Genomic DNA, 16,075 nt, shown 5'->3' on the forward strand with positions numbered 1-16,075 from the left:
GGCATTAAGTTCGCATAAAACCGTCGCAACCACAAAGCCAAAAGAATATAAGTGTTATAAATGCCACTATTAATACTGCTTTTATTAATCTGTAGTACTTCAATGTATTAATTTTTTGGATGTTAAAAAACCAATCCTATAGCAACTGCTATTGTCTGTAATTGTGTTATAGAAAATAAGGATTTATTTTCAGGAACAACTCTAAAACATATGTATGAAGAAATAGTTTTTATGATAGTGATTTTTAGATGAAACGTTATTTTTGTGAACTTGAGTCCTCAATTCAACCGAAAGAAGAGTAATAAGGCTTTTTTTCCTGTTTTTTATTTTGTCATAGGCAACGAATTTTAAGGTTAGAAAATAACCTGCACCTTTTTAGTAACTAACTCAAATTTAATTATGTCCATTTGTATTCAAAAGGTTTTTTCGGTGCAGGTATTTTTTAAGTAAATAATTATGCAATCATGAACTGGCTGTTGGTTAAGATTATTTTTTAATAAAATATTGATAACAAATGGCGAGACTTGTAAGTGAAGGGATATCGCTAAGAATTTGAAGTTGAGTTTTGCCTAATTAAATGGCATAAAAAATGGCATGGAACTCATCTTACTGCCTTAGAGGTACTGGTATACCCGGGAACAATAAGTGAGCCCACGCCATGGGACGTGAGCATCTTACTTATCATTTCGTTCCTTTTAAAATTACCAGTTTTCTAAGACGAAATTCAAAGCGAATGCTTCAAATGTTTTAAATGAAGAAACGCAAATGTATGTATTCAAAAGCAAATATAACAAAAAAATATAACAAACACACATATATGTGTGGGATTAATATTTTTTTATGATGGAATTTTATATTGTGATAAAAGATGAACGATATAAGGTGCTAATTGCACTAGGTGCTACCATAAGAAGGATTAGAGAAGAAACAACAGATTTTTCTCAATCCAAATTAGCTATAGAGATTGGTATATCTGAGAATCAAGTTGGTAGAATAGAAAGGGGAGAAAGTAATCCAACGGTTAAAACACTCCTGAAAATTGCTTCAGCATTAAAAGTAGATATCAAGATTTTATTTGAATAACCCATAGTAGGTATTCATAAAACTCTTGATTGGCTTTATCTAATTCAAGAATTGCTTTCAAAATTGTATTTTAGCTTATAATTCCCAACTTGTTCCCTTTCTTTCCTTTGTTGAATAAGGTTGTGAATTGCTTTCAAAATTGTATTTTAGCTTATAATTCCCAACATTCACTTTGAATAGGGTCAAGACCAACAGGTTGTGAATTGCTTTCAAAATTGTATTTTAGCTTATAATTCCCAACTGCAAGCTACGAAAGTAACTTTGTACAACTGTTGTGAATTGCTTTCAAAATTGTATTTTAGCTTATAATTCCCAACAAGTTGTCTATTCGTTCGGGTAAGTCCAAGGTTGTGAATTGCTTTCAAAATTGTATTTTAGCTTATAATTCCCAACAGGAAATAGTTCATACATACATTATCTAAAGTTGTGAATTGCTTTCAAAATTGTATTTTAGCTTATAATTCCCAACAGTTCCCTATGAACTTCTTTTGATCGGTTTGTTGTGAATTGCTTTCAAAATTGTATTTTAGCTTATAATTCCCAACTATCGCCTTTGTCATTGTGAATAGGAAACAGTTGTGAATTGCTTTCAAAATTGTATTTTAGCTTATAATTTCCAACGAAATATGCTTCTTCTTTACTTTCTATAATGTTGTGAATTGCTTTCAAAATTGTATTTTAGCTTATAATTCCCAACATTGGCTGCGCTATTTTATTGCGTCCAACTGTTGTGAATTGCTTTCAAAATTGTATTTTAGCTTATAATTCCCAACCGTAATTATGACCACAAATTACCCACATCAGTTGTGAATTGCTTTCAAAATTGTATTTTAGCTTATAATTCCCAACGAGTCGCTCCTGTGTGAATTGCTTCTGCGAGTTGTGAATTGCTTTCAAAATTGTATTTTAGCTTATAATTCCCAACCGGTGCATGCTTTCAAATGGTTTCGCTTGAGTTGTGAATTGCTTTCAAAATTGTATTTTAGCTTATAATTCCCAACACAAGCAATACCTGTAACCTGACATAGTTAGTTGTGAATTGCTTTCAAAATTGTATTTTAGCTTATAATTCCCAACCGGTGGAACTTCATACAATAATAGCTTTTAGTTGTGAATTGCTTTCAAAATTGTATTTTAGCTTATAATTCCCAACTGGGTTTTTGATAGCTGCTTTAACCGCTATGTTGTGAATTGCTTTCAAAATTGTATTTTAGCTTATAATTCCCAACATTTATTATTACTTCAGCAGTGAATGACGCGTTGTGAATTGCTTTCAAAATTGTATTTTAGCTTATAATTCCCAACCCACATGACTGACAACTACTCTAGGATTATGTTGTGAATTGCTTTCAAAATTGTATTTTAGCTTATAATTCCCAACAATTTACGTTCCTGAACAGGAAGTGCTGCGTTGTGAATTGCTTTCAAAATTGTATTTTAGCTTATAATTCCCAACAGGAACTGTGAAAGCATCTCCAGCAACAGTGTTGTGAATTGCTTTCAAAATTGTATTTTAGCTTATAATTCCCAACAAAGAACTTTTAGAGGATTCTAAAAACTTAGTTGTGAATTGCTTTCAAAATTGTATTTTAGCTTATAATTCCCAACAAAACTTCTACGGCAAATGTGGCTTGTTATGTTGTGAATTGCTTTCAAAATTGTATTTTTGCTTATAATTCCCAACTATGTTTTGGCAATTCTGAAACCACCTCTGGTTGTGAATTGCTTTCAAAATTGTATTTTAGCTTATAATTCCCAACTGAAAAAGTTTTTAAACACAGTATTCTACAGTTGTGAATTGCTTTCAAAATTGTATTTTAGCTTATAATTCCCAACAGCCCGGGCCAACTCCTGTTCCTTTGTACGGTTGTGAATTGCTCTCAAAATTGTATTTTAGCTTATAATTCCCAACATTGGAATCTTTTCGTCTTTATGCCAAAAGGTTGTGAATTGCTTTCAAAATTGTATTTTAGCTTATAATTCCCAACTTTCCCAAGTCGAAAGATCCAAATAACCAGTTGTGAATTGCTTTCAAAATTGTATTTTAGCTTATAATTCCCAACCTAATTCAGGAATTAAAATCAGAACAAAAGTTGTGAATTGCTTTCAAAATTGTATTTTAGCTTATAATTCCCAACCGTTAGGTGTTAACTCTGAATCTATATCTAGTTGTGAATTGCTTTCAAAATTGTATTTTAGCTTATAATTCCCAACGCAAATATCAATGTCACGATGTACAGCTCTGTTGTGAATTGCTTTCAAAATTGTATTTTAGCTTATAATTCCCAACTGTTGGTCCGTGTTCGAAATCATTTCTGAAGTTGTGAATTGCTTTCAAAATTGTATTTTAGCTTATAATTCCCAACTGTATCTGGTGGTGAAGATGTCGAAGGTAGTTGTGAATTGCTTTCAAAATTGTATTTTAGCTTATAATTCCCAACTGGCAACGGAAGAGGAATTGAAAGCACTTTGTTGTGAATTGCTTTCAAAATTGTATTTTAGCTTATAATTCCCAACTGAAGCTTTGGACCGTAAAAATGCAAAGTAGTTGTGAATTGCTTTCAAAATTGTATTTTAGCTTATAATTCCCAACAACAGCACTTTAATGGATTTCATGCGCCGGGTTGTGAATTGCTTTCAAAATTGTATTTTAGCTTATAATTCCCAACACAGCACTTCTGGAAGCCGGAACAGATTTAGTTGTGAATTGCTTTCAAAATTGTATTTTAGCTTATAATTCCCAACTTCTAATCGGTAAGGCGTAGCTGTTAAACCGTTGTGAATTGCTTTCAAAATTGTATTTTAGCTTATAATTCCCAACACAGGAATAACTCATGGCTTTTGGATTCGCGTTGTGAATTGCTTTCAAAATTGTATTTTAGCTTATAATTCCCAACGTCCCGTTGCGGCATAGTGGAGTGTTTTGTGTTGTGAATTGCTTTCAAAATTGTATTTTAGCTTATAATTCCCAACTATAGTAAAGTTTTGTATCTTTGCAATTCTGTTGTGAATTGCTTTCAAAATTGTATTTTAGCTTATAATTCCCAACTTTTTTACTAATTGATTACAACTTGTAGATGTTGTGAATTGCTTTCAAAATTGTATTTTAGCTTATAATTCCCAACTTCGCTTGTTTGGTTTAACGCTTTGGGGAAGTTGTGAATTGCTTTCAAAATTGTATTTTAGCTTATAATTCCCAACAAGCCCATCGCCTTTAGTCTTTCCGGTTAAGTTGTGAATTGCTTTCAAAATTGTATTTTAGCTTATAATTCCCAACTTTTGAAGCGCACGAGCATTTGCCTGTTCTGTTGTGAATTGCTTTCAAAATTGTATTTTAGCTTATAATTCCCAACATTTATCATCGTCCGAGTTTGTCGCTTATTGTTGTGAATTGCTTTCAAAATTGTATTTTAGCTTATAATTCCCAACACATGCTGATAATCAATTTCATCCTCAATTGTTGTGAATTGCTTTCAAAATTGTATTTTAGCTTATAATTCCCAACCTCTGACGGTATGTGGAGTGCAATTCCATGGTTGTGAATTGCTTTCAAAATTGTATTTTAGCTTATAATTCCCAACATACCGCGACCTAATCGTTTGATATGTTGGCAGTTATGGGTTTGTTTTGAAGTTAAAAAAAAGAAGTGTTTATATGTTGTTGTACAGTGAGTTATACTTTTTTCTAATCCTGTTAGATTAAAACAACTCTAATTGTTGCGAAGGTTTGTCTGTTTCTACCAATTTTTTTCCATAAAAAAGCTCCATCATCCCAAATTGTTTATCGGTTATTTGCATGACGCCAATTTTGCCGTGTTCGGGTAAGTTATTTTTTATTCTTTTAGTGTGTACTTCCGCATTTTCCCTGCTGGCACAAAATCGCATATAGATCGAAAATTGAAACATAGAAAAGCCGTCGTCTAATAATTTCTTACGAAATGTACTGGCTATTTTGCGCTCTTTGCGCGTTTCCGTAGGAAGATCAAAAAATACTAATATCCACAAACTTCTATATTGATTTAAACGGGTGTAATGTTCATCATACATAAACGGGGTATAAAATTTTCCTTGCCGTTCCCTCAAAACATTCGTGTAAGGAATGTGTGGTTCTGCTCATGGCCACCATCAATGGACTGTTTTTTCCGTCAATAAAAACATCTATACTGGCTATACTCAATAATTGTTTTTTAATGTCAATGGTCAATTCTTCAAAAGTATCTTCAGTTTCCATGATATGGCATACAATCAAATCTACATACGGGCGATACGGTTCCATAATATCATCAGCAAGGCAATACGCATTGTATTTGTTGCGATGAAAAATGCCTAAAGTGGGCAGCATCCCAGAACTAACAATAGCTCGTGCGGTAATAGCCCTTAGAATGGCATAACCATAATTCAACAGATTATTAGGGGCGATTCCTTTTTGTCCTCTAGTAAAATTTTCTATTTTGATGAGGTTTCGGCCAATAATATACTGCCGCTCTGGATTCGTGATTGAGTGCATCTCCCGAAGTAACTTCTTTTGCCCAAAGCTCCATTTTTCGGCACGGGATTCCTTTTTCTTTCAATATTCCAGCTTGGTTCATAATTTTGGAACTAATGGTTTGCTGCCACAGATTCTTTTTGAGTGGAGCAGAAGCATTAATTTGGTTTTTGAACCGTTCGCTTTGTTCGGTATGTCCGTTGAGGGGCATTAGCAAACCAATAGGCAGGTGATATTGGTCGCAATTGATTAATGCTACATTGTTGTGAATTAGTTTTTCTAATAATCCATTAGTAATCGTGATTTGTTGATTTTCCAGAACGATAACACCAATATCTTCAATAGCCACTGTTTTTGTTTCGTGTTCCTTGTCAGGATAAGAGATTACTATTTGCTCATTTTTAGTGCTCAAATAAGCAGGATTGCCAAAGAAAAGGGTTCTTTTTATCATAATTAATATTCTCCAAGTTGAACAATTTTACCTAAATGATTAATTCTAACTTTAACAATCCCTGATAAAGGAGAGGTACTTCTAATACTTCTATAGGTTATATCTTTTAATTCGTTTTTCTCTTCAATGATAGTCTCTAAATGATGTCTAAACATATAATTTTTAGTTGCAATTTTCTGAACTCTAAATATATTAGGACTAATCAAATAATAGTTATTTGTGTTTTTTAAATCAATCTCTTGAGGATTAAAAGAATCCGTCGGAAATATAAAAAACTCATTTTGCTTCATAGTAAACATAAATTCCCAACCGTTTGCATGATTTTTATTGATAATAGATAATCCTAAGTTCTGACGAACTACAGCATCATAAAAAGAAACTACTTCTTCTTGTAAATTTCCTTTCCCATCTTTGTAAATTGCCACATGATGGTTGTTTCCAGTACTGACAAAATCTACTGGAATTGGATTGCCTTTTTCGTCAAAAATTTCATTTCCAAAATGATCTTTTTTAGTATGTAACGCTTGTGCATTACTCACGCCACTAATAGTTACTCTTTTTATGGCTATTCCTTTTTCTTTGTTTTGCCAAATAGGATTTTCATCTAAATTGACAAAAGCTTTTTTAGGATCATTGTTATATTCGTTCAAACGATTTTGAAGAATAGTTTTTAATCCAATGTCAATAACTTTGTCGATTTTTAAATCAGGAGTAATATCTTTTCTAATGGTATAATTATCTTCAAACCAAACCATTTTAACTTTTTCAGGTACTACTTCTGTGTTTTCTGGATCCAAATAAATAGGATTTTTAGTCAGGGCATTTTTCCCTGTGAAAGCTTTTTTCGGATCGTCACTGTTTTCAAATAATCGAACCAATAATGCTTCACGATATTGTTTTTTAGCTACTTTACTGATATATTCAGCTGTGAAACTGGCACTAACTTTTTCCTCTTTTGTTGCGTATTGTTGCAGTTTTCCGTAAACGGTTTCTTTATGTAATTGTCCACGAGGTGTGAGTTGAGTTTTAGGTTCTGCCCAACCACCTTTAATTTTTGTTCTGTTTTTATTATTGGTAACTACTTTGTTTTTGGCTTTGTAGGAAATCAAAATACTTTCAAGTTGCTTTTTAGCTTCTTCCCTAAAGTTTTTCATAGGAGCTATAAAACGCAATTTATTATTTTTGTCTCTTTTTAAATATTTAGATTCGATCCCTAAAATAGAGCTTCCTTTTTTAGTATTTATATCCCGTGCATTCAGATTATTCAGATATTGAATATAAGCGGGTTTAGTAAATGCAACCGTTATGGCATCCATGGCGTGATGGCGATGGTCGTTTCGTTTAGTCCAATCCAATATTTTGTATAAACGTTCTCCGTTTTTACCTTCTTCCTCTTTTGTTAATCCCAGTTTATGATATTTGTCCCAATTCAGCTCTTTCATCACTTCAACAAGTTCCCAATCTTCACGTAATTTGTCGGTTACGCTTCCAATCGTTGAGGTTACATTTCTAGAAACCTCCAAAAGGATTTCTTTGGCTTTTTTGGCTATATATTGTGTTTCTCTTAATTGTCGGTCAATAAAGCCTTCAGGAATATCGCTGTCTGCCATCAAAAGTTTATTCTGCTTCGTTCTACTTATTTTACCAAATAAACTTTTTACTCTTTTTTCGAATTGGTCAAAATCTTCAGGAGATAATTTGTCTTTTAAAAAAGAATAGGCTGTTTTATTGCTTTTGTCAATATTCAACTGACGTTCACAAATTGTTTTGTTAGAAAAACTATCGTCAAACAAGCGCGATTTTGGAATTATATGTTCAATATCATATTCTTTAGAAAATAATTTGGATGGCTCAATAGGTTTTCCAGTATAAAGTGAAATCCCATCTGACTCTTTCCAAAGTTTATAACGAATAATGTCGTTTCTGGTTACACGATGGATTCCAAATTCTGTATGTAATAATTTTCTAATTTGTTCGTGTTCGGCTGTATTTTTATTAATAGCCTTAGTCATTTTACTACGTTGTTCGTTGTTGTTTTTTAGCTCACGAGCTAATTCCACACGAATTTCATCTGGTTTTCCCATTGTTGGGTCTGCAATTATGGCATTAATCACGTTAATCATTTGATTAAGGATTTTCTCTACCACTGGATTTCGCAAACTGTTTTTCTTTAGTAATTCTAGGGTATCTTTAAGAATTCTAATGTCATTAGCTTCTTTAGTTAATGATGAGGAATGATTATAACCTGAAAGGAAACAAGCTTGGTCATAAATTTGTCCATCCATTAAATGAGGCAATACTTTTTTGATGGCTTTTGCACTCAAACTACCGTAATCGGCTTGAAGATTTATATTTAAAAGAAAAGGAACGTGATTTTCTTTAAAATTAAATTTGCTCATTAAACTTTTTTTCAAGGTTTCATCCTCTTCCGAGGAGTAGAGTAAATGCCACAATTGGTAATAGGGCTGTTTATCAAATTCATTTCCCTGAATGGTTGGATCAAAATCGAGTATATTGGTATTGATATTTAAATTTTCAAATATTTTTACAATAGCTTCTTTAATCTCAAAAGAGCTCATCTTTGAGAAATCCATTTCATAACCTTCAACTTCAAGTAATTTTTCAAAAGCTTTGTAAAGTACCGTATTTGTTCTGTTTCCTTCTATTTTTTTGAAATTAACGGAATGGCTGCCTTTTTTCAATTCGCAAAAATCCATCAGTTGGATGTCAGTCATTCCATCTTTAAACTGAAGTACTTCGGCAATTTGTTTTTTTAATTCTTCACTTAACAAATGGGGTTTTTTAGTAGTTTCGTTTTTAACGACAATATTATTCAAGTTTTGCCAAATTCTGAATTCTTGAAATAAAGGAGATGATTTTGGAATAGCTTTATGTCCTTTTTCAAATTCACAATGGCTAATCAAATGTTTCTGAGATTTCAATTTTCTTTGATAAAAAATGGTAATATCTCTAACTTCTGATTTTAGCTTATCGTTTAATTCAGGATGATATTTGGCTTGAGTTTCCCAGATTTTTTCAAATTCATCTAAATAATCTTGGCGGTAAAAAACTTGGTTTTTTAGTTTAGAATGTGTGTTGTTTTGGAGTTGTTTGTATTGAAATTGTCCAACAGTTTCCTTGTTGAAATATAGCTCTTTACTGCGGTCACTGATAGCTCCAAGATAACCGCTTGACTGATTTATTTGATTGTTGATTTCAGTAATGATATATGCAATAACTTTTAAATCAAGTTCATTTGCTAAAGCATCGTTTCTCCATTTGTAATGTTGCAATTTGGTTTCTTCTCGTGAGCCTTTATTTTCAGTAAGTTCTATTTTTAATATTTTATTAAAATGTTGAGAAGTTTGCGTCCTTGATTTCCCCCGAATATCTTCAAGTAATTTGCTATTTATACTTTCAGGATGGAATTGTTTCTGAAAATGCACGATTTTTTCTAATTCTTTTTGCAAATCGGAACGATAGAAATCAGGAATGTATTTTCCGCCATTTAACAAGGAATTATAAACCCATTGCCCTGGAGTGAGATTATTTTCGAAAAGTGCGGTAGCAATTGCCATTCCATCAATTGCTTCTCCCTCCTCGGCTGTTTTTGCTTTTCTACTGCTTTTATAACCTCGCTTTTTATTCAGCGTCAAAAGAACTTTTACAAATTCTTCTTTAGTAACGGCCTCCGTTGCTGATTTAGCTCTTAACCTATATGATGAAAAAGTAGTTTCTTTTCCTGTTTCTGCATAAATAAAAGTGGAAGAAATAAACTTTATTTTATTAAAAGATTCCAATAATGCATCTCTTCTTTGTTTGAAACGTTGTAAACCTCTTCTCGCACCTCGTTTTAAAGTTCTATCGGCATTAATAGAAATCGTATTGCCTTTTTTAAAATCGGCTTCTTCGTCTGTTGTAAGAGGAACAATGCGAACGCCGGTATTTATTATTGATGATGTTTCATTATCATTTTCAGCTTCATTAATAAAAGACCATCCAATAGATGTAGTTCCTAAATCCAATCCTAATATTTTTTTCATTGTATGTATTTTATACTTAAGTCCATTGCTTTATAAAAATAAGTGCTAATATAAATATAAGAAAATTAGCATCCTTACGGGAAACCGTAAACGAATATCAAAACTTTTGTTGTATCATTGCATTACAATTTTGAAGCAATTCACAATAAGGATTATTCCGTTGTGAAAACATTCAAAGCGGCCCCACAAGGGTCGCTTTTTTTATTGAGATTTAACTCAGTTTTTTACGGTCAATATCTTCATAGACGATAATGCACAAAATCAAATAAAGTCTTTTGCCTATCAACTATTATTAATTTAATGAATCTAAATTTACTACGACAGTATCACGTACTATTGTTTCTATGTTTCTAACGGTGATAGATAATACTTCTTGATTTTTTTCCTTTTAGCAGCTAACATGTAACTCTTTTTGAAAATAATTTTAATTATTGAATAAATCTAATACTTTTACTTTCGATTCATTTTAGTTTTATTGATTGCTTTTTACCTTGTATCTTTGTGTAACTTTCACCTAAAAAAATCCTTTTTTAAACTGTAAATTATAAAATGGAAAAATACATACGTCAATTAATTACCATACAATTTGAAGACAAAAAAGAAAATTTTAGTGGTTTTCTAATTGATTGGACGGAAGATTGGATTTTACTGAAAAATAATCCGGTCGATTTTATAATTGATGGTTACACGATCTTGAAAAATAAAAATGTAAAGGCCATTATTCAGGACAAAGATCATGAATTCACAGAAAGGGTAATTAAATTGAAAGGGTTAAAAACAAGTGCCGAAGAAATAATTCCGCTACAGGATTTGTCCTCCATCATCCACTTTTTAGCCAGTAAGTATACTATTTTTCAAATTGCGACTAAGTCTGACAAAGCGGTTTATTTAGGTAAACTTATAGAGCTAAATGAAGAAGAACTTGTCATCGATTTTTTAGGAACAGAAGGACAGTTTGACGGTGAAATGAGTTTCAAGCCCAAGAAAATTAGAGTGATTGAATTTGATACGGATTACATCAATTCTTTAAAGCTAATTGTTGACGAAGACAAGTAAAAGTGAGTACTTGTGACTTACGTATTAATTTCATTGGACTTTAGGCAAAAAAAATAGTTTAGAGGAGTTATCCAGCTGCGAAGTAAATAGGGGAGGCGACCTTTTTTTGATAATAGCAGAGACCCGAAGAACGTACATTATTTATCTAATTCTATTTTGTAGTCTCGAAAAATCTATAGTACCTCAGCAATTAAATCTGACGAGTAGGATATAGCAAAAAAAGGAGGCCTTTAAAGGCTTCCGATTGTAGATTTTGATTCACCATTTATCAAATCATGCCGTTAAGTATGAAATAACTATTTGAATAAGCTTCTCTTCTCAGATGGTTTTACTCAAGTGATTAATCAAAACCACACTCAAAGATATAACTAATAAAGCGATAATCAATTGGTAATAAGTATTTTAACTTTTATTTAGGCTATTGTTTTTGGATGGGTAAAGACTTTAAATTTTTGACTTTACCTTTTGGATTTATTATGGGTTTCCTCATCCAAAATTAATTGCAGCCACAAACGGAGTCTTTGAGTAAAAGAAGCAAATCAAATAAAAATGAAATAAAAAATAGCCATTGAATGATAGCTTCAAACGGAGTGGGTATCTTTATATTTCAACAGATTTGAGCTTATAGGATTATTTAGGTTAGGCAAAATTGGGGCTAATAAAAAAGCCCTTTAGAAAATCCAAAGGGCTGATTCGTAAAGAGGAATTTATTTTTTTGATTCTTCTATAGAAACCTTTCTAAACTCTTTTAATAGTTTTTCCAGCTCCAAAGTCGATTTACGAGCTCTCGCTCCAGCAGCTTTCACACCTTTTTCAGTCAGTGATTCAGATTCTGTTTTGAATGTTTCGAATTCAGCATTGATTTTTGCAACTAAATCTTTCATAATAGTTTTGTATTAAATTAGGGCGTAAAAATAAAATTTTGCTTTTTATACCGGCATGTTTTCATGTTAAAGTTAATGCTTTACAATCGAAATTTTTCTCTAAGGGCAAAAGGTACATTTTATACATGATGCTAGATAAATTACGTATTTCCTTCCTTTAGTTGTTCAATAAAAAAGGACGTAGGCATACCTGTTTTTGTCAAGAAAGCATTTGCAAATCTTTGGGTACTACTAAATCCTGCTTCTTCAGCCAATGCTTTATTGGTATAGTTTCGTATTTTTTTTTCTTCTTGTAACAAAGTTATCAAATAATCAATTTTAAGATCATTGATATACTCCACAAATCCTTTTTCCTTATAATGTGCGATAATTTTGGACAGGTATTTATTGTTAGAATTGAAGGCAGCTGCTAATTTTACCAGTGTTATGTCTTTTTCTAAGAATTTCTTATCGCGTTCGAATTTATCCAATTGTTTCAAAACATTGTTCACGGTATCCGCATTGATATCTAGTATTTCAGATTTGTCATTTTTAAGTTTTGTTTTGTTTCTGTTTTCATCCTTAATTTGAACCATCAACTCATTAAATTTTTGCTTGTATACCGCACGATTCTTAAAATGCCGGTACGTCATGAATAGTAACCCTAAAAAAAATACTACAATGATGCTGATAAAAATAGTGTCGTTATACTTTTGACTGAGTAGCTCTGCCTTCATTTTGTCTTTTTCTGTCACTATCACTTTCGTGTCATATTCCTTATGAACTTTGCCTATCAAATACTTGTTGGTTTCTTTTAAGGTTTTAACCGCTGCGAGTAATTGGTCAATGTAAAACAATTGCACTTTCAGATTATCCTTTGTTTTGTAATAGGCAATCAATAATTGATATACTTCAAGTAGGTCTGGTCTAATATATCCTTTATCCTGGAAAGTTCTGTCGACCTTTTTGAAATACGATACTGCTTTATCTGATTTTTCTAGTTGCCAAAAGCTCTTTCCAATGTAAAAATTTCCTACTGCCACATTCGCATAATCTTTCTTTTGGTTTATTTCTATCAGCGACGATTCAATCTTTTTGATGGCTACATCATAATTTTTCTTGAAATATTCATTGATGCCCTCCGAATGAATGAAATAGGGCGTCATTTCGGTTACATTTAATCCTTTGCTTTCAGAAATACCAATTTTATTGGTTTCTGAGCATAAACCATAATTTCCTATTTTATTGTAACAAAGACCTAAAGAATGTAGTGAATTTAAGTAAGGTCTTGGGTTTTCATTTTTATAATATGCGACACATTCTTTTAACAAAGAAATTGCTTCATCATAAAATCCTAAGTAATATTTGACTTGACCCATATTGTACTTCAGTTTGTGAATCAGGTAGCCATCATTAGTTTTAGCGATATAATTGTTGGCAATGATGTAATTATCTAGTGCATTACTTAGTTTTTTCTGGCTGTAAAATACAATACCTTTTGAAAGGTAAGCTGATCCAATAAGGGCTGGATCTTTCCTTTTTTTTGCAGCATAAGTCATACTATCTGCATATTGTAGCCTAATATTATTTGGAGATTGATGCAGTGCATTCTGGTATCCATTGACCAATTCTTTCCAGTTTTCCTCGTTCTTCGCTTTCTTTATGTAAATATTTATATAAAAGAATGCTTTAGCAGTATCTTTTGTTAGCGAGTAGCTCCTGCCTTCCAAGTAAACATAGCTTTTGTTTTGAAGTGAATCTGGTATTTTGAATACCTTTTTTTGACTAGTAACGCAATGTGCTGTAAGTAGTAATGTAAGTAATACATAAATTTGTTTCATAGTACGTAGTAGGTTAGGGATAAATTACTGTGTTCTATAATGAATATAATAAGTGTGATGATAAATAGTACAAATCAGCACTTATTATCGGGTATTTCAAAAATAAGATAAACAATTGTTAAATAGGTGTTTATTTGATAAAAATATGGTGTGGATTTCCATGAAATCAATACGCGAATTCGTGGAAACCCATAGGTATTGTGTTGCAGGGGAGTTATTGAGCGAATAGATTTGCTTCGAATTCAAAAGCAAAAAGTTTAGCAAAGTGCTAAATAAAAGTTCTGCTTACCCGGGTGAAATGAACTGAGAAGAAATTCTCGGTCCCATTTTAAAAACATTAATCATGAAAAATTATCTATTATGCGCTATTTTATCATTCGCTGCTATTTCCTGTTCCACTGAAGCTGAAGTTGATCCTTCTGTAACTTCCGATTCTAATCCAAGTATATTACATACTAATTCGCAGATTCCGCACAATAATGCTAATCCATTTGAGGGAAGAGGTAAGGAGTATTTTGATTTGCTTACTATTTATTTGGACACTAACAAAGTTCCAAATTCAGCTAGTGAAATGACAGAGCAAATAAAGTTTATGTTCCAAAATTACGATATTAGACTGTATACGAGTCGAAGTACAGCATCATTAACCTCTAAACAGGTTACGATGGTGCTTAGTGAACCCGAAAAACAATTAATAGCTATTCTTGAAAATGGCTCTTTAAGTTCGGAGGCCAAAGAGGAGTTGATCCATTTTGTACAAGCTTTACTAACGCAACAAGATAGTGAATACGTGGAGCAGTACCACTATATTGTTTCCTATGAAACTAAGATTTTAGAAAATAAAACTTTGAGTGCGGTTGAAAAAGAAACTATTCTTTCTGTAGCATCGGTTTCTAGGTATGCACTTTATGCCAATTCTAAACATAGAGATAGAGATTGGGAGATTTCTGTAGCCAATCGTAAAGCGCAACCAGCATTCAATTCGTATCAAGCTACTATTATTTCTGTTATCCTATTATCAAAAAAGCTTTTATAAAACTGTAATCCGATTGCAAACAATCCATTTACGAGAATGAAATTAAAAATCATTTTTTACTACACATTGGTTCTTTTAAACCTTGTTAGCCTCTATTTCATCATCGCTCTTTTTAGCTATGATGAAATGGTAGGTTATCTTATAGGTGGCGTTAAACATGTTGATAGTCCAAGGAAATTGGCCTATCTATTTTTTATAACATTACTGACCAATCTCTATTTTGTGGTTTTAGGTTTACTGGAATATTTTTTCAATAATCAAAAATAATGCACCTCGACTATACCTATCGAACATGTAAACTGTCACCAGCATGATAAATGAATTAATAAATAGTGAATTAAATGAAAGTCCTTACCATGGTCTGCAACTCTGCATCATCAAAAAGTATGTGATAAAAACGGCTTCCCATGAGTCTTTTATTGTCAATAATTTTTGCATTTTACTAATAAAATCTGGTGCTTTTAAAATTCAGTTAAAAGATACCGTTCATGATTTATCAGCCCAAGATCTAATTGTGATTCCAAAAAATACGTTTTAACTTTATTGGATGCAGAAGACAAACTGAAGTTATATCTAGTAGCATTTACCGCTGACTTTGCCACTCAGAATTGTTTCAAGAAAGAGTTAGTTGATGCGTTTTATTTTTTTATCGCAAGGCCTTCCCTGAAAATTACATTGGATCAAAAAGATTTTTTAGTTCTTTCACTCATATACAAACTTATTTATTTTGTAAGGAAGGAGGGTAAACTTGACGGCATAGAAGCGGAATTGCAACGCATTAGTTTTAATTTACTGTTGTACGAATTGCGCTCAATTCATGCTAAATATACTTCACAAGCCGCCTTGAATTTCAACAGAAAAGAAAGAATATTGATACAATTTTTTACCATCTTATCCATTCACTGTAAAAAGCAGCATAGCGTTAAATTTTATGCCGGATCGTTGTTTATTACTGCTGGATACTTGAGTAAAATTGTAAAACAGATCACCGGAAAACCGGTAAAAATTTTAATAGCAGAATCTATTATTGCAGAGGCGAAAAATTTATTGGAAGATTCCCAGTTATCAGTAGCCGATATAGCTGAAGAGCTTTCTTTTAGTAATTCTTCCACTTTTTGTGTTTTTTTTAAAAGACATACATCCATTGCACCATCTAGATATCGCACAAATGCTATCGAAAGGTTGAAGAACCAGTAGTTTTCGTTGCATTTAATTGT

Annotated in this window: 11 protein-coding genes and 1 CRISPR repeat array; of the genes, 5 read left to right on the plus strand and 6 right to left on the minus strand. The window is 32.1% G+C overall.

The genetic code is table 11. The annotated features are described in order from the left end of the window. The first annotated feature begins 840 nt into the window (after nt 1-840). Nucleotides 841-1,083 carry a helix-turn-helix domain-containing protein gene (locus AC0J6S_RS11545; RefSeq protein WP_474953945.1) on the plus strand — a complete coding sequence of 81 codons (243 nt, stop codon included), beginning with the start codon at nt 841-843 and terminating at the stop codon, nt 1,081-1,083. A 43-nt stretch (nt 1,084-1,126) separates the two neighbouring features. Next, nucleotides 1,127-4,664: a CRISPR direct-repeat array (repeat unit 46 nt; unit sequence GTTGTGAATTGCTTTCAAAATTGTATTTTAGCTTATAATTCCCAAC). Nucleotides 4,665-4,781: 117 nt separating this feature from the next. Here AC0J6S_RS11545 and cas2 read toward each other — a convergent pair. The 4 genes from cas2 to cas9 are packed head-to-tail and all read right to left on the minus strand — an operon-like array spanning nt 4,782 to nt 10,062. After that, a complete protein-coding gene (gene cas2, locus AC0J6S_RS11550; RefSeq protein ID WP_132066196.1) occupies nt 4,782-5,129 on the minus strand; it encodes a CRISPR-associated endonuclease Cas2 in 348 nt (115 codons plus the stop codon). Then, a complete protein-coding gene (cas1, locus tag AC0J6S_RS11555; RefSeq protein ID WP_474953946.1) occupies nt 5,122-5,589 on the minus strand; it encodes a type II CRISPR-associated endonuclease Cas1 in 468 nt (155 codons plus the stop codon). The genes cas2 and cas1 (AC0J6S_RS11555) overlap by 8 nt, the downstream gene beginning before the upstream one ends. Beyond that, nucleotides 5,516-5,980: a type II CRISPR-associated endonuclease Cas1 gene (cas1, locus tag AC0J6S_RS11560; protein ID WP_474953947.1), complete on the minus strand. Its 465-nt coding sequence runs from the start codon at nt 5,978-5,980 to the stop codon at nt 5,516-5,518. Before cas1 (AC0J6S_RS11560) ends, cas1 (AC0J6S_RS11555) begins: the two co-directional genes overlap by 74 nt. A gap of 41 nt (nt 5,981-6,021) precedes the next feature. Continuing rightward, nucleotides 6,022-10,062: a type II CRISPR RNA-guided endonuclease Cas9 gene (gene cas9, locus AC0J6S_RS11565; RefSeq protein ID WP_474953948.1), complete on the minus strand. Its 4,041-nt coding sequence runs from the start codon at nt 10,060-10,062 to the stop codon at nt 6,022-6,024. 549 nt (nt 10,063-10,611) lie between these two features. On the opposite strand from cas9, the gene AC0J6S_RS11570 reads away from it, so the two are divergent. Then, complete coding sequence (locus AC0J6S_RS11570) at nt 10,612-11,118, plus strand: hypothetical protein (RefSeq protein WP_113637077.1); 507 nt, start codon at nt 10,612-10,614, stop codon at nt 11,116-11,118. Between the two features lie 707 nt (nt 11,119-11,825). Here the strand turns inward: AC0J6S_RS11570 and AC0J6S_RS11575 are convergent. Together AC0J6S_RS11575 and AC0J6S_RS11580 are read right to left on the minus strand one after the other, a co-directional pair. After that, the gene (locus AC0J6S_RS11575) at nt 11,826-12,002 is read right to left on the minus strand and encodes a histone H1 (protein ID WP_113637024.1); all 177 of its coding nucleotides are present in this window, start codon (nt 12,000-12,002) and stop codon (nt 11,826-11,828) included. Nucleotides 12,003-12,142: 140 nt separating this feature from the next. Then, nucleotides 12,143-13,822: a helix-turn-helix domain-containing protein gene (locus tag AC0J6S_RS11580; RefSeq protein ID WP_474953949.1), complete on the minus strand. Its 1,680-nt coding sequence runs from the start codon at nt 13,820-13,822 to the stop codon at nt 12,143-12,145. 343 nt (nt 13,823-14,165) lie between these two features. Between AC0J6S_RS11580 and AC0J6S_RS11585 the strand changes: the two genes are divergently transcribed. The 3 genes from AC0J6S_RS11585 to AC0J6S_RS11595 all read left to right on the plus strand — a co-directional run bounded on the left by AC0J6S_RS11585 (nt 14,166) and on the right by AC0J6S_RS11595 (nt 16,055). Continuing rightward, nucleotides 14,166-14,858 (plus strand): hypothetical protein, encoded by a 693-nt coding sequence (locus tag AC0J6S_RS11585; protein WP_474953950.1) that lies wholly within the window; start codon nt 14,166-14,168, stop codon nt 14,856-14,858. A 310-nt stretch (nt 14,859-15,168) separates the two neighbouring features. Then, on the plus strand, nt 15,169-15,396 hold the full coding sequence (locus AC0J6S_RS11590) for a hypothetical protein (RefSeq protein ID WP_474953951.1): 228 nt from the start codon (nt 15,169-15,171) through the stop codon (nt 15,394-15,396). A 5-nt stretch (nt 15,397-15,401) separates the two neighbouring features. Next, nucleotides 15,402-16,055 (plus strand): helix-turn-helix domain-containing protein, encoded by a 654-nt coding sequence (locus AC0J6S_RS11595; protein ID WP_474953952.1) that lies wholly within the window; start codon nt 15,402-15,404, stop codon nt 16,053-16,055. The last annotated feature ends 20 nt before the right edge of the window (nt 16,056-16,075 follow it).

Source organism: Flavobacterium sp. TS_SC_5 (assembly GCF_056156265.1).

Coding starts and splice junctions, on each gene's coding strand:
- AC0J6S_RS11580 (WP_474953949.1), bottom strand. CDS start 13,822: ATGAAACAAATTTATGTATTACTTACATTACTACTTACAGCACATTGC.
- cas9 (WP_474953948.1), bottom strand. CDS start 10,062: ATGAAAAAAATATTAGGATTGGATTTAGGAACTACATCTATTGGATGG.
- AC0J6S_RS11570 (WP_113637077.1), top strand. CDS start 10,612: ATGGAAAAATACATACGTCAATTAATTACCATACAATTTGAAGACAAA.
- cas2 (WP_132066196.1), bottom strand. CDS start 5,129: ATGTATGATGAACATTACACCCGTTTAAATCAATATAGAAGTTTGTGG.
- AC0J6S_RS11590 (WP_474953951.1), top strand. CDS start 15,169: ATGATAAATGAATTAATAAATAGTGAATTAAATGAAAGTCCTTACCAT.
- AC0J6S_RS11545 (WP_474953945.1), top strand. CDS start 841: ATGATGGAATTTTATATTGTGATAAAAGATGAACGATATAAGGTGCTA.
- cas1 (WP_474953946.1), bottom strand. CDS start 5,589: ATGCACTCAATCACGAATCCAGAGCGGCAGTATATTATTGGCCGAAAC.
- AC0J6S_RS11585 (WP_474953950.1), top strand. CDS start 14,166: ATGAAAAATTATCTATTATGCGCTATTTTATCATTCGCTGCTATTTCC.
- AC0J6S_RS11575 (WP_113637024.1), bottom strand. CDS start 12,002: ATGAAAGATTTAGTTGCAAAAATCAATGCTGAATTCGAAACATTCAAA.